The 20,097-nt window shown below is 66.5% G+C and carries 21 protein-coding genes and 1 pseudogene; 15 read left to right on the plus strand and 7 right to left on the minus strand.

Features of this window, described 5'->3' with window-relative positions; all coding sequences use genetic code 11:
* The first annotated feature begins 11 nt into the window (after window positions 1-11).
* The 6 genes and pseudogenes from ACFPZL_RS00660 to ACFPZL_RS00685 form a co-directional block, all read left to right on the plus strand.
* The gene (locus ACFPZL_RS00660) at window positions 12-1,220 is read left to right on the plus strand and encodes a peptidoglycan DD-metalloendopeptidase family protein (RefSeq protein WP_382334547.1); all 1,209 of its coding nucleotides are present in this window, start codon (window positions 12-14) and stop codon (window positions 1,218-1,220) included.
* 597 nt (window positions 1,221-1,817) lie between these two features.
* The gene (locus ACFPZL_RS00665) at window positions 1,818-2,351 is read left to right on the plus strand and encodes a zinc-binding dehydrogenase (RefSeq protein WP_218116179.1); all 534 of its coding nucleotides are present in this window, start codon (window positions 1,818-1,820) and stop codon (window positions 2,349-2,351) included.
* A gap of 132 nt (window positions 2,352-2,483) precedes the next feature.
* Window positions 2,484-3,413 (plus strand): SURF1 family cytochrome oxidase biogenesis protein, encoded by a 930-nt coding sequence (locus tag ACFPZL_RS00670; RefSeq protein WP_218116180.1) that lies wholly within the window; start codon window positions 2,484-2,486, stop codon window positions 3,411-3,413.
* Window positions 3,414-3,759: 346 nt separating this feature from the next.
* Entirely contained in the window at window positions 3,760-4,365 is a 606-nt protein-coding gene (locus tag ACFPZL_RS00675) for a DUF5134 domain-containing protein (protein WP_218116181.1), read from the plus strand.
* 29 nt (window positions 4,366-4,394) lie between these two features.
* The gene (locus ACFPZL_RS00680; RefSeq protein ID WP_218116182.1) at window positions 4,395-5,423 is read left to right on the plus strand and encodes a PepSY-associated TM helix domain-containing protein; all 1,029 of its coding nucleotides are present in this window, start codon (window positions 4,395-4,397) and stop codon (window positions 5,421-5,423) included.
* Window positions 5,424-5,438: 15 nt separating this feature from the next.
* Window positions 5,439-5,831, plus strand: a pseudogene (locus tag ACFPZL_RS00685) (PepSY domain-containing protein); the annotation flags it as partial.
* A 63-nt stretch (window positions 5,832-5,894) separates the two neighbouring features.
* Here the strand turns inward: ACFPZL_RS00685 and ACFPZL_RS00690 are convergent.
* Genes ACFPZL_RS00690 through ACFPZL_RS00700 form a run of 3 tightly spaced genes read right to left on the minus strand, consistent with a single transcriptional unit; the run spans window position 5,895 to window position 8,401 of the window.
* Entirely contained in the window at window positions 5,895-6,284 is a 390-nt protein-coding gene (locus tag ACFPZL_RS00690; protein WP_382334550.1) for a hypothetical protein, read from the minus strand.
* Window positions 6,274-7,431 (minus strand): heparan-alpha-glucosaminide N-acetyltransferase domain-containing protein, encoded by a 1,158-nt coding sequence (locus tag ACFPZL_RS00695; protein WP_218116183.1) that lies wholly within the window; start codon window positions 7,429-7,431, stop codon window positions 6,274-6,276. Before ACFPZL_RS00695 ends, ACFPZL_RS00690 begins: the two co-directional genes overlap by 11 nt.
* Before the next feature lie 28 nt (window positions 7,432-7,459).
* Window positions 7,460-8,401: a cation diffusion facilitator family transporter gene (locus tag ACFPZL_RS00700; RefSeq protein ID WP_218116184.1), complete on the minus strand. Its 942-nt coding sequence runs from the start codon at window positions 8,399-8,401 to the stop codon at window positions 7,460-7,462.
* A gap of 143 nt (window positions 8,402-8,544) precedes the next feature.
* Between ACFPZL_RS00700 and ACFPZL_RS00705 the strand changes: the two genes are divergently transcribed.
* Window positions 8,545-8,916, plus strand: coding sequence for an ArsR/SmtB family transcription factor (locus ACFPZL_RS00705; RefSeq protein ID WP_218116185.1), 372 nt, complete (start codon window positions 8,545-8,547; stop codon window positions 8,914-8,916).
* 9 nt (window positions 8,917-8,925) lie between these two features.
* Here the strand turns inward: ACFPZL_RS00705 and ACFPZL_RS00710 are convergent, their stop codons facing one another.
* From ACFPZL_RS00710 to ACFPZL_RS00720, 3 genes are all read right to left on the minus strand, one after another.
* The gene (locus ACFPZL_RS00710) at window positions 8,926-10,233 is read right to left on the minus strand and encodes an Nramp family divalent metal transporter (RefSeq protein WP_236022119.1); all 1,308 of its coding nucleotides are present in this window, start codon (window positions 10,231-10,233) and stop codon (window positions 8,926-8,928) included.
* A gap of 144 nt (window positions 10,234-10,377) precedes the next feature.
* A complete protein-coding gene (locus tag ACFPZL_RS00715; protein WP_236022120.1) occupies window positions 10,378-10,809 on the minus strand; it encodes a DUF3817 domain-containing protein in 432 nt (143 codons plus the stop codon).
* 53 nt (window positions 10,810-10,862) lie between these two features.
* Window positions 10,863-11,096, minus strand: a complete 234-nt coding sequence (locus ACFPZL_RS00720) for a hypothetical protein (protein WP_218116187.1) — start codon at window positions 11,094-11,096, stop codon at window positions 10,863-10,865.
* 85 nt (window positions 11,097-11,181) lie between these two features.
* Between ACFPZL_RS00720 and ACFPZL_RS00725 the strand changes: the two genes are divergently transcribed.
* From ACFPZL_RS00725 to ACFPZL_RS00750, 6 genes are all read left to right on the plus strand, one after another.
* Window positions 11,182-11,559 carry a BlaI/MecI/CopY family transcriptional regulator gene (locus ACFPZL_RS00725; protein WP_218116188.1) on the plus strand — a complete coding sequence of 126 codons (378 nt, stop codon included), beginning with the start codon at window positions 11,182-11,184 and terminating at the stop codon, window positions 11,557-11,559.
* Between the two features lie 7 nt (window positions 11,560-11,566).
* Entirely contained in the window at window positions 11,567-12,382 is an 816-nt protein-coding gene (locus tag ACFPZL_RS00730; RefSeq protein ID WP_218116189.1) for a M56 family metallopeptidase, read from the plus strand.
* 88 nt (window positions 12,383-12,470) lie between these two features.
* Window positions 12,471-12,704, plus strand: a complete 234-nt coding sequence (locus ACFPZL_RS00735; RefSeq protein WP_218116190.1) for a heavy-metal-associated domain-containing protein — start codon at window positions 12,471-12,473, stop codon at window positions 12,702-12,704.
* Window positions 12,701-14,761 (plus strand): cytochrome c oxidase assembly protein, encoded by a 2,061-nt coding sequence (locus ACFPZL_RS00740; RefSeq protein ID WP_218116191.1) that lies wholly within the window; start codon window positions 12,701-12,703, stop codon window positions 14,759-14,761. The genes ACFPZL_RS00735 and ACFPZL_RS00740 overlap by 4 nt, the downstream gene beginning before the upstream one ends.
* The gene (locus ACFPZL_RS00745) at window positions 14,758-16,998 is read left to right on the plus strand and encodes a heavy metal translocating P-type ATPase (RefSeq protein ID WP_328798031.1); all 2,241 of its coding nucleotides are present in this window, start codon (window positions 14,758-14,760) and stop codon (window positions 16,996-16,998) included. Before ACFPZL_RS00740 ends, ACFPZL_RS00745 begins: the two co-directional genes overlap by 4 nt.
* Before the next feature lie 15 nt (window positions 16,999-17,013).
* Complete coding sequence (locus ACFPZL_RS00750) at window positions 17,014-17,829, plus strand: CPBP family intramembrane glutamic endopeptidase (RefSeq protein WP_218116192.1); 816 nt, start codon at window positions 17,014-17,016, stop codon at window positions 17,827-17,829.
* 8 nt (window positions 17,830-17,837) lie between these two features.
* Here the strand turns inward: ACFPZL_RS00750 and ACFPZL_RS00755 are convergent, their stop codons facing one another.
* Window positions 17,838-18,446, minus strand: a complete 609-nt coding sequence (locus tag ACFPZL_RS00755; protein WP_218116193.1) for a DUF5134 domain-containing protein — start codon at window positions 18,444-18,446, stop codon at window positions 17,838-17,840.
* A 147-nt stretch (window positions 18,447-18,593) separates the two neighbouring features.
* Between ACFPZL_RS00755 and ACFPZL_RS00760 the strand changes: the two genes are divergently transcribed.
* On the plus strand, window positions 18,594-18,983 hold the full coding sequence (locus ACFPZL_RS00760; protein ID WP_218116194.1) for a hypothetical protein: 390 nt from the start codon (window positions 18,594-18,596) through the stop codon (window positions 18,981-18,983).
* A gap of 27 nt (window positions 18,984-19,010) precedes the next feature.
* Window positions 19,011-20,066: a CPBP family intramembrane glutamic endopeptidase gene (locus ACFPZL_RS00765; protein WP_236022121.1), complete on the plus strand. Its 1,056-nt coding sequence runs from the start codon at window positions 19,011-19,013 to the stop codon at window positions 20,064-20,066.
* Window positions 20,067-20,097: the final 31 nt, after the last annotated feature.

Below are 20,097 nucleotides of genomic sequence, written 5' to 3' on the forward strand. Positions count from 1 at the left end.
GGAGAGACAACATGAGAGACACGAAGTCCAGCCGTATCAGGCGCATCTCCATGAGCCTTGTCGTCGTAGGCGCCATGGTGGCGCTGATATTTAGCAATCCCGGCGGCAGCAGCACCGCCGCGCATGCGGTGGACTTGCCCACCTGGGACGACGTCCAGGCAGCGAAACAAAACGAGGCGACGGCCGTGGCGAAGGTGCAGGAGATCGAGCAGCTCATCGCGCAGAGCGAAGCGGAGCTGCAACGCCTCCGCACAGCGACCGAGACTGCCAACGCCAAATGGCAGGAAGCCGAAACCGCCGCAGAAGAGGCCGCGCAGCGGGCACAGGAACTTGAAACCGAAGCGAGCGCGAGCCAGGAGGAGGCTAGAGAGGCCTCCGATCAAGCAAGCGACATCATCTCCCAGCTCTATCGCTCCGGGGGTGTCGACTACAGCACGGAAGTGTTCTTCCAAGCCGACGCCGAAACCACCGATGCCCTGTTGAATCGGCTCGCCATGATGGAACGCGCCACGCAACGCAACTCCACAATGGCTGAACGCGCCCAACTCGCGCTGAACACCGCCGCGTCGCTCGGCGAACAAGCCGAGGTCGCGCAGGAAGCCCGCGACCAGCTCGCCAGCGAGGCCGAGGCAATGGCGCAAACCGCAGCGCAGAACCTCGACGATCAGCGGGCGGAGTTCCTCCAACAGGAGGCCCAGCAACAAGAGCTGCAAGCTCAGCTCGCGGCGCTCAAGGATGCGACCACCACTACGGTCACCGGTTACGAGGAGCGCCTACGGATCGAAGAAGAGCAGCGCCGGAACCAGCAGGCCGCGGGCGGTGGTGGAGGCGGCGGGGGCGGCACACCCGGGGGGAGCGGTTGGTACCAGCCCGTGCCGATCTCCTGGATCTCCACCTACTTCCGCCAGCCTTGGAGCCACACGGGGCTCGACCTCCCCGCCGGATGCGGCACTCCGATCGTGGCCCCCGCATCCGGAACGGTCGTCGTCGCCGGCTGGGTTGACAACTTCGGCGGATACATGACCTACCTCAACCAAGACAACGGCTACCAGACCCGCTTCGCCCACCAGATCGGCACCCCGCCCGTGTCCTACGGCCAATGGGTTCCCGCCGGAGCAGTGATCGGGTACGTCGGCAATACGGGCATGAGCTTCGGCTGCCACGTCCACTATGAAGTGCTCTCCGGTGGCTCATTCGTCGACCCCACTCCATTCATCTAGCACCATGACGCAGCACCTCACGAGACCAGAGCACGACGTGGCGCCAGCACAGCCTTTCAATCATGAGAAGAGGAGGAGCGTATGAAAGCCGTTGGATACAACCGCGCCCGCGCCCTCGACGGAGATGGCGAGTTCGTCGATGTCGAACTCCCCCAGCCGGAAACCGGAGAGCAAGAGATGCTCGTCGAGGTGCGGGCTGTCTCAGTGAACCCGGTGGGCCGCCGAATCCGCGACACCGAGCACCCGTCCGCCGGTCAAACTCGAGTGCTCGGCTGGGGCGCCGTCGGCACCATAGTCGAATTCGGCGAATCAGTCGCTGACGAGCCGCTCCTCGAGCTTTTTTGCTCTCGGGGGCCGAGTCTACTACGCAGACGTTGTCGACCGACCAGGCGCGAACGCAGACTATTTTATCGTCGATGCGCACCTGGCGGCCCGCGCGCCGACATTGCTGAGCGATGCGGCAGCGGCCGCCCTCCCGCTGACTTCGCTTGCCGCGGGGGAGGTGCTCCTCGACCGGCTCGAGGTGGCGCGGCCCGTGCCGGGAGGCGCATTCACAGTCGTCATCATCAGCGGGGGCTGGGCGGGGGAATCGGGTCGATGGCCATTCAGCTGCTGCGCGCCCTCACCAACGTCACCGTGATCGCCACCGCCTCACAGCCAGTTACGAAGGCCTGGTGCGCGAACCTCGGCGCCCACCACGTTCTCGACCACAGCCAGGCACTCTCCCCGCAAGTGGCCGAACTCGGCATCGGCGATCCAGGCTACGTCTTCTCCACCGCCAGGTCGGGGGAGCGGCAAGCCGACATCCTCGAGCTCCTCGCTCCACAAGGCCGCTTCGGCTACGTCGACTGCCCCGAGGAGCTCCACGTCCAGGCGTTCCAGGCGAAGTGCATCTCACTCTACCCCGAAGACCCATTCATGCGGTCGTGGCTGCAGACGATCGACGTCGCCGAGCAGGGAGAGATCCTCCGGCAAATCGGCGAGCTCGTCGATGCCGGAAAGATCCGTACCACGCTCACGAGCATCCTCGGCGCGATCAACGCCGCCAACCTCCCCCAGGCCCACCGACTGATCGAGAGCGGGACGGCGGTCGGGAAGTTCGGGCTCGAAGGCTTCACCGCTCAGCCGTAACCACGTCACGACGCCGCCCCGGGACGGCCCAGGAAAGGAACACCGGCATGCTCGCCGCAACCACGCGCAGCCGCATCACGCGACTGCGCCCGGGACGCCGTCTCCGCGGCGTCCGACCCCGGTCTTAGCCCCATGACAGTGCAGACGGCGGCCTCCAAGCACGGGCCCGCGCCCAGTGGAGACAAGCCTGCCCGCCGGGCTCCGGAGACGCTGCCGGGATGGTCCTTCCTCCGCTCCCGGCGCTGGCTCGGCTACTACGGACTCTTCATCGTCTTCTCCATCGTGTGTGCCTGGCTCGCCGACTGGCAGTTCGATCGCCGAAGTGACGCCCGAGCGGAGATCACCCGCATCGAACAGAACTACAATGCACCCGCGGTCCCGATCGAGACTGTGGTCCCCGACCCTGCGCGCTTCGACGAGGACGCGATGAAATGGCAGACCGCCACCGTGCGCGGAGAATATGTGGGTAACCCCTTCCTCGCCCGCAACCGTCCCGGTCCGGTGGGGGTCGGCTCCCAGCTCCTCCAACCCCTGCGCACCGAGCAGGGACTCATCTTCTTCGTCGATCGCGGCTGGGTATCCGTAAACGGCAACGAGGCCAACGCCAGTGGCACCTGGCTCGCGAGCGCCCCGGCGGCCCCGAGCGGGCCGGTCGAAGTCGACGTCCGTCTCCGGGCGAGCGAACCACAGCTTGTCGGCCGCCTCTCCCAGGGGAGCACCGTGGCGAGCATCAACCTGCCCGAGCTCGCCCGGGTCGGAGGCTTCGACGCCGCCTACACCGGAGCCTATGGGATGCTCGTTCGCGAATCGCCCGAAGCAGCAACCGGCCTGCTCCCCGACCCGCCGGAACGAGACGAAGGGCCGCATCTCTCCTATGCGCTGCAGTGGTATGTGTTCATCATCATCGCCGCCTTCGGCATCGTCTACGCCGCCCGGCAGGAACACCGAGGGCTGAACGCGGGCAGCGAGGCCGTGCTCAGGCAGCAACAGCGGGCTGAGGCGCGCAAGGCGCGTCGCGGCACGACCGATGCCGAAGAGGAAGACGCCTACCTCGCCGGGTAGAACCCGAAACCCCGGGCGCCCTGGCTGAGGCGACGTCCCGCTGCAGGTTGATGAAAGGAGCTGAGGTGGATCTTGCCGTCTGGATCACGCAACTGCTTCTCATGTCTGTCCTGATCGCTGTCATTGCCGCTGCCGGGGCACCTCCGCGAGACGGGCGCGAGAGTCCGTCGGTGCGAGAGGAGTTCGATGATCTTGTCTACCGGTTGCGCGGTTTCGTCACGAGGCTGAAGAGCCGATGGCAGCGGTGCGGCACACGGAGGAAACGCCCCCCACGTCTCTGACGGACGCCAAAGATGCGACAGGGAGCGGAGTTGCCACTATCTACTACAAGTTGTAGATTTACTCTGTGCTCGCTTCTCCCTGGGACTGGATCCTGACCGTCCTGTTCGCGTCGACGGGTGTCTACTGCCTTTGGCATCTTTCCGCTTCGTGGGATCGCTCCGCCGTGGGGCCCAATCGTGCGGTCGACGTGTTGCATGCGGTAATGAGCGTGTCGATGATCGTAATGATCTGGGTCCCGACGGGCTCGGTCGGCACCTGGGTTCAGATTGTGGCGTTCGGTGTGATGGGCATCGTGATTGCAGGATACGCGAGCGCGAAAGCAATCCCTTCAGGTGCGCGTGTTGATCTCGGCATTCATGTGCTGCTAACGGGCGCGATGGTGTGGATGCTTGCGGCCATGCCTCTCATGATGAGTGGAGTCCCGGTGTCGGGTACTGGTGGCAGCCACGACGGGCACGGCTCGTCGTCCGCCCCGGATGCAGTAACCGTGAGCGCGGAAACACCGGCATGGGTGTTGTTGGTGACCTGGGCTCTGGTCGTGCTTTGTGTCATCGCGATGGGCTGGTGGGCATACCGCTTCTCCCGTGAACGGACGCACCGCTCACATGTGATGTGTCATATCGGCATGGCCCTCGGCATGGGGGTCATGCTGGCCCTCATGATCAGCTGAATCTGCTCTTATTCCCCAGGAAGGTGCGTATGACCACTTCGCAGACAGACCGTGCCGATGAGCGGTCGATCGACGATTCGGGACGGGCGCTCCCGCGGGCACGATGGTGGCGAGACGGCTTCCGGCCGCTGCTTGCGCGTCTGCACTTCTTCATCGGCGTATTCGTGGGCCCGTTCATCTTGATTGCCGCAGTCACCGGGCTCATGTACGCTGCAACCCCCGCAATCGAACAGATTGTGTATCGCGACACGCTCACCGTCGCACCTTCCGGATCACCTCTTCCGCTTGCGCAACAGGTCAGCGCGGCCCAAGAAGCCCAAGTCGACGGCACCCTCATCGAGGTGCGCCCGGCCACCAGGCCAGATGACGTCACTCGCGTCACCTTCTCGACCGAATCCGATCCCGCTGACCGAGACCTCACCGTGTTCATCAACCCATACAGTGGCGAGGTAACGAACACGCTGCCAACCTTCGGTGAGTGGCTGCCCGTGCGCTCCTGGTTCGACGACCTGCACCGGACGCTGTTCCTCGGTGATATCGGAAGGCTCTACAGCGAGCTCGCGGCGAGCTGGCTGTGGGTACTCGCCGCATCCGGCCTAAGCATCTGGATATTCCGCAGAGTCCGCAAGGGCAGGCGGCGGACTCTGGTCATCCCCACGCGCCGGGCAAAGGGGCGCGCGCGGTTGATGGGATGGCACGGTGCGCTCGGCGTGTGGCTCGCACTCGGTATGATCTTTCTCTCGGCCACCGGCCTGACCTGGTCTCAGTATGCCGGAACGAACGTCGGGAACCTTCGAGAAGCACTCGACTGGACCACCCCGTCCGCCGCAGCAGCGCTCCCCGAGAACACCGAGGTTCCCGAGATTCCGGAGCAGGAGCTTCCGGCGGCTCTCGAACGCGCTGCGGAGAGCGCCCGCGACGAGGGACTCGACGGGATTATCAAGATCGTGCCCGCCGAGAGCGGTGAGGCATGGACGGTATCCCAGGCGCAACGCAGCTGGCCTGAGAAGCAGGACTCCATTTCGGTAGACCCGGCCACGGGGGAAGTGCTATCCTGAGTCGACTTCGCCGACTGGCCGCTCCCCGCGAAGCTCGCCCGGTGGGGAGTCGACGCGCACATGGGCCTGCTCTTCGGTGCTGCCAACCAGATCGTGCTGGGGGCACTCGCAATCGGGATCATCTTCATGATCCTCTTGGGATACAGGATGTGGTGGCTGCGACGCCCAACCGCACGCGCCGCGCGGTCGAGTTACCTGCGTCCACCCGGCGCTGGGCGGACGCCTACCCGCGTCGCGATTTTCATGATCGCTCTCCTCGGTGTCGGAGCTGGCCTATTCGCGCCCGCACTCGGTGGCTCCCTGATCCTGTTCCTCGCCGTCGATCTAGCCCTCGGTGCTTTCATAAGGCGACGAGCCTCCCGTCCGGATAGCACCGAGCGAAAGCACAGCTCCGCCTCAGTAGGGTGACTGCTCAACGATGCGATGGTTGACACTATCCCTATGCAGCAGACCGAACCGTATGACGTTGGTTCACCCCCAGATGACCAACATGCGGTAGAGCATGATGGCGATTGCGAAGTTGACGACCACCAGCACGAGGTTCGCCGAGCGACGACGATCTACAAGAGCCCAGAACGCGGCACCGAACGGAATGAGAGTCGCGACAATGAGGTACATCCAGAACTCGAGCGGATCGCCCTCGGCGGGATTGCCCGCGCCCGGCTGCACGATGCCGATGACCACCTGCACGATGAGCAGCACCCCGACGAGTAGGGTCACCCCAAGCGTGTAGTCGTTCGGCCCGCGCTTCCGGGCGTACTCGACGATACAGACGACCATCGCGATCAGGGCGACGACGATCTGGACGATGCCGAACCAGACGATCATGAGGCGATGGCGGAGTCGGCGGTCACGGCTCAAGAGTATTCTGGCGCTGCTGCGTATTTGCCCCGGAGGAGGCCGGCGGCCCTCCAATCAAGGAGAGTCGACCGAGCGCAGCTTCCAGCGGCCCCTGGCCGACCAGCAGACTCCATGCTACGGAGAGCATAACGGTGGCGATCGTGATCGGGAGGAAAGGGTCGAGGTCGCGGAAGGCATGCTCATGGGCGGAGCCGAGCAGTGTCATCGACGCGACCGCCCACATCACGATCTGCAGCACATAGGCTGTCAACGGCATCGACCCCACCGACCGGAGCGGGAAGGTTAGCCAGGGCCACCGACCCCCAGTGCGCAGCAGCAGGCACAGGCCGATCACCGCGATCGCGAAGCCGCCGCTCCCGATCGCCTCGAGCACGCCGCTCGAATGCGGGTCCGACGTCCACCAGGCCTCGAGGAACGAGCGACCAGCCGTCTGCTCCGACGATTCCGGGCCGGGGGAGAGGCTATACCCGGCCACCGCCAGCAGCGCGCCGACGCTGAGCGCCGCCCACTGCACCCGACGAGATCGGATCCCCGCGCGCGCAAGCCCGAGACCTGCGAGCGTGAATGCGATCCACAGCGGAAACGGGTAGTTCCACCCGATGTAGAGACCGAGGAGCCAGCCCTTATAGCTCTCCCACCACGGCGAGGCATTCGCCCACACGATCAGGGGCGAGGTCACGAGCACGACGATCGCGGCCGCGAGGAAGAGCCGCGAGGCGCGCTGCGCGAGCAGAGGAAGCGTCAGCACGAAGATAATCGCATACGTCGGCAGGATGATCGCGGCCGGCACGTCGAAACTGATGAGCAGTACGCCGAGCAGCCAGATAAGCAGGGCGCGGATCGTCACCCGCAGTCGCGCCCGGCCGAGTCCGGCTCCGTGCGGGGGCGTCGGGCCGCCGGTGGACAGGCCGAGCGAGACGCCGGCGAGCGCGGCGAAGAGGATCGAGGAGCGGCCGGTCACGACCGAGCCCCACGTCGACGGCTCCGTCCATGAGAGCGAGCCGAGCCAGAGCAGATGCGCTGCCAGCATGCCGAGCACTGCGAGGCCGCGGGCAAGATCGACCCCCGCGACCCGGCCGGGGCCGTTCAGCCGGTGCCAGTTCCGCGCGATGCGACGGCGCAGTTGAGCCGTGGCGGTGCTCGTCATGCTCCGCCGTCGATCCCGCGCCGTCTGCTCATGGGTGCTTGATGCCCGCCGGTTCGTCCTCGCTGATGTGCTCGGTCTCGATCTGGAAGGTCGAGTGGTTGACCGAGACCTCGAAGTGCTCGGCCACGCACGCCTTCACCGCATGGAGTACTGCGGCAGCATGCCCGTCGGTGAAGCATTCGTCCTCGACGACGACATGCGCGGTGATCGTCGGCAGACCGGTTGCGACCGTCGAAGCGTGCAGGTCGTGCACATCCTTGACGTGCTCAAGCTCGAGGATGTGCGCACGCACCTCGTCGAGGTCGAGGCCCTTGGGGGTGAACTCCATGAGTACGCTCGTCGTCTCGCGCATCAGCTTGAAGGCGCGGGGCACGATGAGCGCGGCGATGAAGAGGCCGGCGAGCGCATCGGCGCGCTGGAACCCGGTCGTCGCGATCACGATCGCGGCGACGATGACGCCCAGGGAGCCGAGCGCGTCGTTGAGCACCTCGAGGAACGCGGCACGCATGTTGAAGTTCGCGCCGCGGCTCGAGGACAGAATGAGGATGGCAGTGATGTTCGCCACGAGGCCGACGATGCCGAAGACCAGCAGCTCGGTCGCCGGCACCTCCGGCGGTTCGAACAGGCGCCGGATGCCCTCGATGGCCGTGTAGAAGCCGACCACGAGCAGCAGCGTCGCCTGCCCGAGTGCAGCGATCACCTCGATGCGTCGGAACCCCCAGGTGCGCCTCGACGTCGCCGGCCGCAGCATCAGTGTCGCAGCGATCAGCGCGACCAGCAGTCCCGAGGCGTCGGTGATGGCATGCGCGGTGTCGGTGAGCAGAGCGAGGCTGCCGGTGATGACGGAGCCGACGGCCTGCGCCACGACGATCGTCGCAGTAATGCCAAAGGCAGTCCAGAGCTTGCGGCGGTAGTCGCCGGGCTGCCCCGCCTCGGCGACACTCGGCCCGTGATCATGCCCTGCACCCATTCGAGGCCTCCGTTCTCGTTTGGCACCAATCAATACACTTCATTATATTGATAACATCGCCAAATAGCGATGTTATCTTGAGTGGGCGCACTGCGGATTCGCCCGGCCTAGAATAGTTGCCGAATTGGAGATAACATCGTCATATGACGATGCAAGCCGAACGATCGCACGAGCTCCCGATGATCGCCGAGGCCGAGGCACTCACCTCCGCTGCGGCCCTCTTCCACAGCCTCGGTGATCCTTCCCGCCTGGTAATCCTGCAGCACCTGCAGCTCGGCGAGCACCGCGTGGTCGACCTGGTGAAGCACCTCGGGATCTCCCAGAGCACCGTCTCCAAGCACCTCGCCTGCTTGAAAGACACCGGCATGGTCGTCTCCCGCGCGGAGGGGCGGGCCTCGATGTACTCCCTCGCGCATCCCGCCGCCGTCGTCACGATCCTCGCAGCGGCCGAGAAGATGCTCGCGCTCACGGGGGACGCGGTACGGCTGTGCCCGCAGCATCACCAGCACGACTGAGCGACATCCTTAGCGCCCGGTCACGATGAGCCACACCAGCAGGACGTTCAAGGCCGCCAGGAAGATGGCCGCGAGAACTCCGGCGGTTGTCGTGAGTGCGCGGTTACGGAAGCCGCCGAGCACCTCGGGGTTCGCTGTCAGCGCGACCAGCGGAATCAGGGCAAACGGGATCCCGAAGGACAGCACCACCTGGCTCAGCACCAGCGCGAGCGTTGGGTCGACGCCGAAAGCGAGCAGCGCGAGCGCAGGAATCAGCGTGACCAGCCTGCGAGCCAGCAGCGGTACCCGGAGGTGGAGCAGCCCGCGCATGATCTCGGCCCCGGCATAGGCCCCCACAGACGTGCTCGCCAAGCCGCTCGCGAGCAGACCGACCGCGAATAGCGTAGCGACCGCCGGACCGATGCCCTCCCAGAGCGCCGCGTAGGCGCCCTCGAGCGTGTCGGTGCCGGAGACGCCGGCGAGATTCGCGGCGGCGAGCAGCAGGATGCACAGGTTGACCGAGCCCGCGATGAGCATGGCGATCGTGACGTCCCAACGCGTTGCGCGGAGTAGGCGAGACGTCGAGATCCCCCGAAGGTCCTCCAACACCACTCCACGAGACACCGGCTGAGGCTCGCCACCGCGCGAACGTCCCACCGTGGGAGTAAACCGATCCCTGGCAAGGGCGCTATGCGCGTAGATGGCATGAGGCATGATCGTCGCGCCGAGAATCGACGCCGCCAGCAGCACTGAATCGGTGCCCTCAAATCTCGGCACCAGACCCCCGGAGATCCCCGCCGGATCGGGTGGCGCGACGAACACGCCGTAGGCGAAACCGATCGCGATGATCAAGATGAGCCCAATCACGATGAACTCGAACGGTCTTGCACCACCCCGCGACTGCACGGCCAGGAGCGCAATCGAGACGGCGCCGGTGATGATGCCGCCCCACAGCAGCTGCACATCGAAGAGGAGGTACAGGGCGACGGCTCCGCCGATGACCTCGGCGATGTCAGTGGCCATGGCGACGAGTTCGGCTTGCAGCCAGTACAACCGCCGTGCCCACGGTCGACGGATACGGCGCCCCAGCACCTCGGGGAGGCTCTGCCCGGTGACGACCCCGAGCTTGGCGGAAAGGTACTGGATCAACCACGCGATGATATTGCCCAGTACGACCACCCAGACAAGCAGATACCCGTAGCGAGCCCCCGCGGTCATGTTGCTGGCGACGTTCCCGGGGTCGAGATACGCGACACCGGCAACCAGCGCGGGGCCGACGAGCCACACCATCCGTCGCGGAGCCGCCGTATGATGCCCTCGAGCAGCCATATTCGTCATGTCGAAATCATATGTTCGGATTGCCAAAGTTTGCTAGACAATGCTGCTCAGAGAGAACTCCTTCTCACCCGGGGAATCGAGCAGGGAGCAGGCAACGAGAACGAGGGATCGCGTGCTTTATGATGCCGATAGTCCCGAGCCCGTTCAGAACTGCACCGGTGGACCCAGCCACAGTAAGACGAGGAACACCGCAATCACCAACGCGACCCCGACGCCGATCGCGAGGGCGGCGTACCGCAGTGCCCACGCCAGCACGCGCTCGGCGAACATCCGTGGCTGCTCTCCTCCGGCGCCAAGACGCCACGACCCCGCAAGGAGACCACGGCGGTCGGCCCAAAGTTCGAAGAACACCGTCGCGAATGGGATGACTGAGGCGAGCAGCCCCGTCAGGCCGGTACCGGGTAGCCAGCGCCCGTCGATCCACACGCACGCGGTGGCCACGCAGTAGGTGAGGAACACGAAGCCATGAATGCCGCCGGCAGGACCCACCAGGGCATCGGTGGCTCCGCTGAACCGCACCAGGAGTGCGGCGAGCATCCCCGCCCAGGTCACCGCCTCCGCGAACGCAAACCACATGAAGACTGAACGAGGGGACACGCGACAGGTGCTTCCGATGAACAGGGGCGAGCTTAGCTAGGGTGTTCGACGGCGGACGGCGGCTCAGGCGTGCTGGGAGGCTGCGCGGACGCCAGCGGCTTCGGTGGGAGCCCAAGCTTCGCCCGCTCCTCATCCTCCATCTTCTTGTAGACGCGGCGCTCGGTGCGATCTGCGCGCGAGATCGCACGAATGACGAAGTAGAAGAATACGCCGATGATCACCGATGGAGTGAGTGACCAGAGCGCATTCACCCACCAGTTCTCCATGCGCAGAGGCTACTGTTGCATGCTGTGAGAATGATCCATTAACTCGACGAGATGTAGAGTTAAGAAATCGACGAGGAGGCACGACATGGCAGGGGTGCGTAAACGCGAATGGGGCGGGCTCGAAGACGAAGTCATGCAACGACTCCACGAGCAAGAACACGCCGTGAGCGCACGCGAACTGCAGGCCATGTTCAGCGAACCCGTGCCGGCCTACACAACGCTCATGACAACGCTCACCCGCTTGGAAGGGAAAGGCCGCGTCGAACGGATCGGCGATTCGCCCCGCAAGATCAGCTTCCGCCCGCTGCGCTCAAGCGAGGAAGAGGCGAGTGAGATGATGACCTCCGCCCTCGAGCAGGCCGCCGACCGCCGAGCCGCCCTGCTCGCTTTCGCCGGCAACCTCGCAGATGACGACGTCGCGGCGCTCATGGACGCCTTCGGCGAGGCGACGGCGCACGAGTAACCCGATCGTGTTGCTCCTTGCGTTCGCCCTCCTCGGCACAGCCATCACCCTGGCCGTGCTCTGCCCGCGGCTGTTCGCTGCCGGGCGCTGGCATCTCTTCCACCCTCGAGCCGCACTCACCGTCTGGTTCGGGACATTCGGCGTCGGCGTCGTCACCGCATTCTCCGGCATCGCGCTCGGCATTGTCTCCGTCGAGTCGCTGCGCCACGCGATCCCGCACACGCCCGGTGTGACGGTCTCCGCAGCGGTCTGGGTGGCCGCTGGAATTGCCGGTCTCGCACTGGCCTTCGCCTTCACCTTCTCCGGGTCGCTCCAATCGCTCCGCCCCCCCTCCCACTCCCACGCCGTCGCCTACGCGCGAGAGGAGCACATCGGTTTCACGCTCGTCCGATTCCACTCGGAGACGCCCGAGGCCTATGCCGTTCCCGGCCGACGACCGGAAATCTTCGTCTCCTCGTCAATGGAACAGCTCCTCACCGCGCCACAGCTGCAGGCGGTGCTCGCACATGAGTTCGCGCATCTACGGCATCAGCACGGGTTGGCAATGCGCATCGCACAGATCAACGCGCTGTTCCTGCCGGGCATCCGCGCCAGCCGGGCGTTCGAGCGCGCAACCCGTCTGCAGATTGAGCTCGCCGCGGACGATGCCGCCGCCCGGCAGGTTGGTGCTGCGCATCTCGCGAACGCGCTCCTCGTGCTCGCGGCCGCAACGCAGGACGTCGCCATGACCCTCCGGGCGGAGCGGCTGAGCCGGAAACGGTGGCCTGCCCCGGGACGTCGACGGGTCCCGCAGGGACTGCAGGTCGCCTCCCAGCTGCGCTGACAGCAGTGAACTCGAGCCCGACGCCAAGCTTACATACGTCTACATCTTGTAGTCTTGTGCGAGTATTCGAGCGAGAGATCGAGGGGCGATGGACGCGACCAGCAAACAGGAGCTCACCGTCAACGGCATGACCTGCGGCCACTGCGCACAGACACTGACGGCAGCGCTCGGCACGCTCAGCGGAGTGACCGCCGTCGACGTCGACGTGGCCGCCGGACGAGCCGTGGTCCAAGCCGCGCACCCCCTCAGCACCGAGGTCCTCGTGGGGGCCGTCGGCGAGGCCGGCTTCGAGCTCCTGGCAGTGTACGAGCGCACCCGATGATCAGCAGCGCCGCCTCGACCGCCCCGGCCGAGGCACATGGGGAGCGCTCACCGCGGCGCACGGCGACCGCTCTCGCGATCGCAGCGATCGCCCTCGCCGCAGTAACCGTGCCCCCAATCGTTGCGACCCTCGAAGTCGGCCCATTCGCCTACGAGCAGCTCTACCTCACCTTCCCCGGCTTCGAAGTCGCCGTAGTGACCGCGCTTGGCCAGGGCCTCGGCGATCTGGCCGCGATGCTGACCTTCGGCGCCCTGCTCTATCTCTTGTTCTTCCGCGACGCTCGCGGCAAGCGGGCCAGACGGATCGAGCCATGCCTCGAGCTCACCGTGCTGCGCTTCGCCTCCGCCGCCTGGGCGATGTTGTCAGCGGGCATGGTGGTCTTCGAATCGCTCGACAGCAGCGGTATGCCCTTCACACGGCTCGCGGAGCCCGGCGCATTCGCCTTCCTCTACGAGTCGAGCGCCTTTCCCCGCGCGTGGACGGTATCTCTGATCGCGGCCACGATCGTCTCCATCAGCTGCCAGTTCGTCACCCGGTGGACCGGGCTCCTCATCCCGCTCTGGGCCACCTGTTTCGGCATCCTCGCCCCAGTGGTCGTCGGGCAGATCCTCGTCGGTCCGAACCACGATCTCGGCAGCGACGCCGGCACCTATCAGGCGCTCGTCACCGGAGCCGTCTTCGGAGTTCTCGTCATCGCCGCCCTGCGTACCATCACCGGTCGCACCCTCGAGCCGGTCATCGCCATCCGCCTCACGAGGCTCATACTCGTCGGCGTCCCCGTCATCGTCGCCTCCGACCTCCTCCTAGCATGGTTCAAACTCGCCGGGTCGAGCCTCGTCGGCTCCTCGACAGGCTGGCAGATCCTTGCACGCTGGGCCTGCTTGGCACTCCTCCTCATCGCCCTCCTGAGCTGGCGAGCTGCGCAGAGGACCAACCCATCCCGTCCGGCCGTCTGGCCGCCAGCCATCGCGACCGTGGCGATCGCCGGATGGCTCGGCATCACCGCGGCGATGACGCGCATCCCGCCGCCGCACTACTTCCAGCCCACGAGCATCTCCCAGGTGTTCCTCGGCTTCGACGTCGAAGCCCCGCCATCGCTGCTCGTCTGGTTCACTCACTGGCGGCCCAACCTACTCTTCATCATGCTCGCAATCGCCGCGGTCACCGCCTACCTCTGGGCGATCCGCGTGCTGCGCAACCGCGGTGACAAGTGGCCCGTCGGCCGCACGATCTCGTGGATCGGAGGCTGGTGCGTCATCGTCTTCATCACGAGCTCCGGCTTCGGGAAGTACTCGGCCCCCGACTTCGGCACGCACATGATTGTGCACATGAGCCTGAACATGCTCGCGCCGATCCTCCTGGTGATGGGCGGCATCATCACCCTGCTCCTACGCGCGACCCGAGCCGACCCGACGAGGCCGGCGGGGCTGCACCACTGGATCACTTGGGTGCTGCACTGGAAGGTACTCCGCTTCGTCTACAATCCGCTGTTCGTGTTCGTGCTCTTCGTCGGCTCCTACTACGGGCTCTATTTCAGCGGCATCTTCGAAGAGGCGATGCGCTTCCACTGGGCGCACCAGCTCATGAACGTCCACTTCATCATCGCCGGATACCTCTTCTACGGGCTCGTAATCGGCGTCGACCGACCCCCGCGCCCTCTGCCGCACATCGGCAAGCTCGGCTTCGTGCTCGCCGCGATGCCGTTCCACGCCTTCTTCGGCGTGATCCTCATGATGTCCACCGAGGAGTGGATAGCGCAGAACTTCTACCTTTACTTCGGGCTGCCCTGGACGGACCTCCAAGCCTCCCAGTACCTCGGCGGCGGCGTCGCCTGGGCCGGCGGCGAACTGCCACTGCTGCTCGTCATCATCGCGCTCGGCATCCAATGGTCGCGGCAGGACGCGAAAGAGGCCCGCCGCAAGGATCGGCACCTGGACTCCGGTCGTGACGAGGAGTTCGACGACTACAACAAGATGCTCGAAACCCTCGCCAAGCGGCGCCAGGCTGCAGGACCCGGGCGTCCTGCCCCACAGAGCGACGAGGAGCCCCAGCCGTGACTCTCACCACGCACGTCGTCGAGCCGCTGCAGCTCGATGTCTCAGGGATGACCTGCGCCGCCTGCGCCGGCCGCGTCGAGCGCGCCCTGAACAAGATCGAGGGCGTCACCGCGAGCGTGAACTACGCGACCGAGCGCGCCATCGTCTCCGGCCTCGGCACCGGCCGCGCGAGCGAGGCACTCGAGCAGATCCAGAAAGCCGGCTACGGCGCGCGCATCCACGATGACGCCGACGACGCCTGGTCGAAGCGCGCCACCGAGGTGCGGATTACCTCACTCCGGCGCCGACTGATCCTCGCAGCGATGCTCACGGTGCCGCTCATGGACATCACGATCGTGCTCGCTCTCGTCCCCAACTGGCGCTTCCCCGGCTGGGAATGGCTCTGCGTCGCCCTCGCCGTGCCGATCGTCACCTGGGCGGCCTGGCCGTTCCACAAGGCCACCCTCAGAAACCTCCGCCACGGCGACGTCAGCATGGACACCCTCGTCTCCCTCGGCATCGCAGCCTCCTTCGGCTGGTCAGTAGTGACGCTGCTGTTCGGCATAGAGGGGAGTGGGGGCGGGTACTGGCTTGGCATCGGCGCCACCCCCGAGGGGGCAAACGCCATCTACCTCGACGTCGCAGCCGGCATGACCACCTTCCAGCTCGCGGGCCGCTACTTCGAAACCCGCTCACGCCGCAAAGCCGGCGACGTACTCGGCGCCCTCAGCGAGCTCGCCGCCACGCACGTCCGCATCCAGCGAGACGGCATCGAGGAGATCAGGCCCGCCGCAGAACTCCGCGTCGACGACGTGTTCATCGTGCTCCCCGGCGAAACCTTCCCCGCCGACGGCGCCATCATCGCCGGCAGCGCCGACATCGACGCCAGCATGCTCACCGGCGAGCCACTCCCCGTCGGCGCAGGTCGCGGCGATACGGTGATCGGCGGCACGATCAGCACCAACGGCCGCCTCGAAGTGCGTACGAGCTCGGTCGGCGCACACACCCAGCTCGCGCAGATGGCGGCCCTCGCCGAGCAAGCCCAGGCCCGCAAAGCCCGTGTGCAGACCCTCGTCGACCGCATCACCCGCTACTTCGTACCCGGCGTGATCGTTCTCGCCATCCTCGTCACCGTCGGGTGGATGCTCGCCGGCCGCTCCTTCGAAGAGGCCTTCGGGATCGGCATCTCCACCCTCATCATCGCCTGCCCATGCGCCCTCGGGCTCGCCACCCCGACCGCGCTCATGGTCGGCATCGGTCGCGGCGCCAGCCTCGGCATCCTCGTAAAGGGGCAGGATGCGCTCGAGGCGAGCGGCACGATCACCACAGTGGTGCTCGACAAGACCGGCACGCTCACCACAGGCGAGATGACCGTGCGGAGCATCGCCACCGTCCCCGGCGTCGCCGAGCACGAGCTCCTGCGCGTCGCCGCCTCCGTGGAGCAGGGATCGGAGCACCTCATCGCCCGCGCCATCCTCGCGGCCGCGAAGCAGCAGATCACCGACCTCGACCCCGTCAGGGACTTCATTGCCCTACCCGGCCGGGGCGCCTCCGGCTCCGTCGCCGGCGACACCGTCCACATCGGCAGCCTCACCTACCTCGACGAGCAAGGCGTCTCCACCGCCGCCGCCCGCGTCTATCTCGCCGATGCCGACGCCACGGAAACGATCGTGTTCGTCTCCCAGGCGGGACGCCTGATCGGGCGCTTCGGTCTCGCCGACACCATCAAGCCGAACGCCCGTGCCGCAATCCAAGCGCTACAGCAGCAGGGCCTCGCCACGGTGCTGCTCACCGGCGACTCCCGAGCCGTCGCCGAGGAGATCGCCGGCACCCTCGGTATCGACCGCGTCTCCGCAGAAGTGCTGCCCGCAGAGAAAGCCGATGCGATCCGCGAACTCCAAGCGGCGGGGGAGCGGGTCGCCATGGTCGGCGACGGCATCAACGACGCCGTCGCCCTCGCCGCCGCCGATCTCGGCCTCGCCGTCGTCTCCGGCACCGACATCGCCCTCAAATCGGCAGACATCATCCTCGTGCGGGAAGACCTCGCCGTGATCCCCGAGGCTATCGAACTGTCGCGGCGTACCCTGCGCACCATTCGTGTGAACCTGGGCTGGGCGTTCGGATACAACCTCGCCGCGATCCCGATCGCCGCCGCCGGTTTCCTGAATCCCCTCATCGCCGCCGGTGCGATGGCGCTCTCGTCGGTGCTCGTCGTGTTCAACAGTCTCCGGCTGCAGAACTACCGCCGTAGGGCCTAGCCCGGGAGTATCCAGATGCGACCGCCCCAGTATGCGCGCTTCGACGTTGCCCCGATCTCGAAGCGTCGACTGCGCTGGGAGCTCGCGATCGTGCTCGGCCTGTCCTTCGGCTATGCGGGCGTGCAATCGATCATCACGATCCTGCGCCGCCTCAGCCAGGAGACCGCGCTCGCCTCCCAGACGGCCACCATCAACCGGCCGCTCGCCGAGCAGCCCTTCTTCGACCTCGCCTACCAGCTGCTCGGCTTCGTGGGGGAACTCGCACCCGTCGCACTCGTGGCGTATCTGCTCTGGCGCACAGCGGCCCCGCACCTTGGAAACCTCGGCCTCGGCCGGCTCCCCGGCCGCGGAGCACGGTGGTGGCTGGCAGACACCGGCTGGGGCGTCGTGCTCGCGGCCGCGATCGGGATCCCAGGGCTCGCGTTCTACCTCTTCTCGCGCATCATCGGAATCAACGCGAACGTCGTACCGACCACCCTCGACACCTACTGGTGGACGGTGCCCGTGCTGATCCTCTCCGCCCTGCGCGCAGCCCTCGGCGAGGAGCTCATCGTCGTCGCCTACTTCTTCGACCGTATGCGACGCCTCGGGGTCGGCCCGATCGCCACCATCGTCTCAAGCGCACTGCTGCGAGGCAGCTACCACCTCTACCAGGGCATCGGCGCATTCATCGGCAACGTCGTCATGGGGCTCCTCTTCGGCTGGGTCTACCACCGCTGGGGGAGGTCGTTGCCGCTCATCATCGCGCACTGGCTGCTCAACATCGTCAGCTTCGTCGGCTACCCGCTCGCGCTCATGCTCTGGCCCACCATCTTCGAAGTCGCGCCATAACAGGCCGACTACCCGTTCATGAGCAGCAGCATCGCCGCCATCCCCGCCGCCATCAGGCAGTGGCAGAGCGCGTGCAACCGATCCCCGCGAACCGTCGCCGCGCGGAAGACCCACCACAGTGCGATCGCCGCGCTTCCACCCACGAACACCACGTTGACGACATCCACCCACACCGGGGTGGTCATCGCCATCATCATCGCCCCATCAGCGGCCTCGCCCTGGCCGCCACCGTGCTCCCCACCGCCCATGTCCGCCATGAGCAGCGGCATCGCCGCGATCATCCACACCATCGCGCCCGCGAGCCAGATATGCCCGGCGAGATCCACGCGACGCGCGAGCAGCGGCGCCTTCCAGAGCCCCGGCACCAGGACGAGGGCAAGAGCGGTGAAGACCACGATCTGCGCCCAGTTCCATACCGCCGGAATCGACATCATCCAGCACATCGCGATCATCCCGGCACTCATCACCAGGTGCATGAGATGGATCGCCATCGACTCGAGCGCCGGGCCGCTCCGCGCGCCGCCCGGCGGCCGGTGCGCAATGAGGCGCACGAGGCAGTACAGCCCAGTGAACGCGAAGACGACGGTGAGGATCAGATTCCACGGGGCAGTCAGCATACCGACAAGCTTACAACTACATCATGTAGAGTACGGACCAAGGTCCGCACTCCTCACGGTTCCCCGAACCCGCGGGAGGGGAGGAGACATCCCGGGCGCCCAGCGCGGCCCAGAACCCCTGCGGCGTCCGCGAAAGGAACACTGACCATGACCGGACTCACCTTCGCCGTCGGCGGCATCCTCACCGCCACCGGCATCGTCGCCTACTTCGCGTCCGACGCGAACAGCATCACCGCGCTCATCCCCTCCGCACTCGGCACGCTCATCCTCATCGCAGCCGTCATCTCACGCGCGCCGAAAACCCGCCGGCACGCGATCCACGCCGCCCTCGCGATCGCCCTCCTCGGCATCGCCGGCACCTCGATGAACGTGATGAAGATCGGGGAACTCTTCGCCGGCACCGCCGAGCGCCCGAACGCCGTGATCGCGAGCACCGTCACCTTCGTCGTACTCCTCGTATTCCTCGCCGTCGGCATCGCCTCCTTCGTCCGCGCGCGCCGCTACCGCGCGCAGCAGCCGACGAGCGCCCCCGCCTGAGCCGCAGACGCAGCCGCAGTTCCCAGCATGTCCAGCCCCGACTCCGAGCCGCGCGGCCCGTCTGCGGTGCCGCCGTCCTGGGGCTGGGCGCGTGGCACGCAGCAACTGCGCAACGTGGAGACCGAACCGCTCGACTACCATCGCCTGCTGCGCGGCGCCTCCGCCTACCGGTGGTGGAAACCGCTCGCCCTGCTCCTGCTGTCAGGGGTTTTCTTCGGCACCCTCACCGTGGTGGTCACAGCGGTCGTCATCCCCGTGCTCCTGCTCACGGATCCCGACTATCCGGTGCAGGTCGCCGCCGGCACTGCCGCGGCGCTCGACACCCAGCGGCCCGTCTCGGTGCTCGTGAGCATGGTGTCGATCATCATCATGCTCCCGGCGGTGCTGCTCGCGATGCTCGTCCTCGGCATGCGGCCCATCGGCCGAATCTGGTCGGTCGCGGCCCGCATGCGCTGGGGGCTGCTCGGGCGACTGTTCGGCGTCTCCGTGCTCACGATCGCCGTGATGAACCTCGTCGGCATCGCCGCAGGCGCGCTCCTTGAGCCCGCCACCGACCCCGCAGTGGTTGCGAACGAGACTGCCTTCGATGCACGCGCTGCGCTGCTATCGGTGCTGCTCGTGCTGCTCCTGGTGCCGCTGCAATCCACCGCCGAAGAGGTCGTCTTCCGGGGACTCTTCATGCAGGTGCTGGGAGCCTGGCTCAGAAACCCCTGGTTCGCGATCCTAATCCCCTCGATCGGCTTCGCGTCCCTCCACATCTACGACATCTGGGGACTCCTCGCCGTCGGGCTGCTCGGAGCGGTATCCGCCTGGCTCACCTGGCGCACCGGCGGCCTCGAGGCGGCGATCGCGATCCACATCGTCAACAACTATGTCGCCTTCGGCATCATGGCATCGGGCCTCACCGGGGAAACCGCGCAGACCACAGGCGACGGCAGCGCCGGCGGACTGATCGGCCAGATCGCCGGCCTCGCGCTCTTCGCCTGGCTCACGCTGCGCGTCTTCACCCGGGGCGGGTACGGCCGGCAGCGCATCGACCTCGTCCAGTACACCGCCGAGCCGCAAGAGCGGGGCACCCGGTGAAGGCCGCCGAGCCGACGCCCGGCGAGCAGCC

Source organism: Leucobacter soli (assembly GCF_042659205.1).
In the GTDB taxonomy this organism is placed as follows: Bacteria; Actinomycetota; Actinomycetes; order Actinomycetales; family Microbacteriaceae; genus Leucobacter; species Leucobacter soli.

What these genes read in the sequence shown, in the direction of transcription:
- ACFPZL_RS00660 (WP_382334547.1), top strand. Translation starts at nt 12, where the DNA reads ATGAGAGACACGAAGTCCAGCCGTATCAGGCGCATCTCCATGAGCCTT.
- ACFPZL_RS00665 (WP_218116179.1), top strand. Translation starts at nt 1,818, where the DNA reads ATGGCCATTCAGCTGCTGCGCGCCCTCACCAACGTCACCGTGATCGCC.
- ACFPZL_RS00670 (WP_218116180.1), top strand. Translation starts at nt 2,484, where the DNA reads ATGACAGTGCAGACGGCGGCCTCCAAGCACGGGCCCGCGCCCAGTGGA.
- ACFPZL_RS00680 (WP_218116182.1), top strand. Translation starts at nt 4,395, where the DNA reads ATGACCACTTCGCAGACAGACCGTGCCGATGAGCGGTCGATCGACGAT.
- ACFPZL_RS00695 (WP_218116183.1), bottom strand. Translation starts at nt 7,431, where the DNA reads ATGACGAGCACCGCCACGGCTCAACTGCGCCGTCGCATCGCGCGGAAC.
- ACFPZL_RS00700 (WP_218116184.1), bottom strand. Translation starts at nt 8,401, where the DNA reads ATGGGTGCAGGGCATGATCACGGGCCGAGTGTCGCCGAGGCGGGGCAG.
- ACFPZL_RS00705 (WP_218116185.1), top strand. Translation starts at nt 8,545, where the DNA reads ATGACGATGCAAGCCGAACGATCGCACGAGCTCCCGATGATCGCCGAG.
- ACFPZL_RS00710 (WP_236022119.1), bottom strand. Translation starts at nt 10,233, where the DNA reads ATGACGAATATGGCTGCTCGAGGGCATCATACGGCGGCTCCGCGACGG.
- ACFPZL_RS00715 (WP_236022120.1), bottom strand. Translation starts at nt 10,809, where the DNA reads ATGTGGTTTGCGTTCGCGGAGGCGGTGACCTGGGCGGGGATGCTCGCC.
- ACFPZL_RS00720 (WP_218116187.1), bottom strand. Translation starts at nt 11,096, where the DNA reads ATGGAGAACTGGTGGGTGAATGCGCTCTGGTCACTCACTCCATCGGTG.
- ACFPZL_RS00725 (WP_218116188.1), top strand. Translation starts at nt 11,182, where the DNA reads ATGGCAGGGGTGCGTAAACGCGAATGGGGCGGGCTCGAAGACGAAGTC.
- ACFPZL_RS00735 (WP_218116190.1), top strand. Translation starts at nt 12,471, where the DNA reads ATGGACGCGACCAGCAAACAGGAGCTCACCGTCAACGGCATGACCTGC.
- ACFPZL_RS00740 (WP_218116191.1), top strand. Translation starts at nt 12,701, where the DNA reads ATGATCAGCAGCGCCGCCTCGACCGCCCCGGCCGAGGCACATGGGGAG.
- ACFPZL_RS00750 (WP_218116192.1), top strand. Translation starts at nt 17,014, where the DNA reads ATGCGACCGCCCCAGTATGCGCGCTTCGACGTTGCCCCGATCTCGAAG.
- ACFPZL_RS00755 (WP_218116193.1), bottom strand. Translation starts at nt 18,446, where the DNA reads ATGCTGACTGCCCCGTGGAATCTGATCCTCACCGTCGTCTTCGCGTTC.
- ACFPZL_RS00760 (WP_218116194.1), top strand. Translation starts at nt 18,594, where the DNA reads ATGACCGGACTCACCTTCGCCGTCGGCGGCATCCTCACCGCCACCGGC.
- ACFPZL_RS00765 (WP_236022121.1), top strand. Translation starts at nt 19,011, where the DNA reads ATGTCCAGCCCCGACTCCGAGCCGCGCGGCCCGTCTGCGGTGCCGCCG.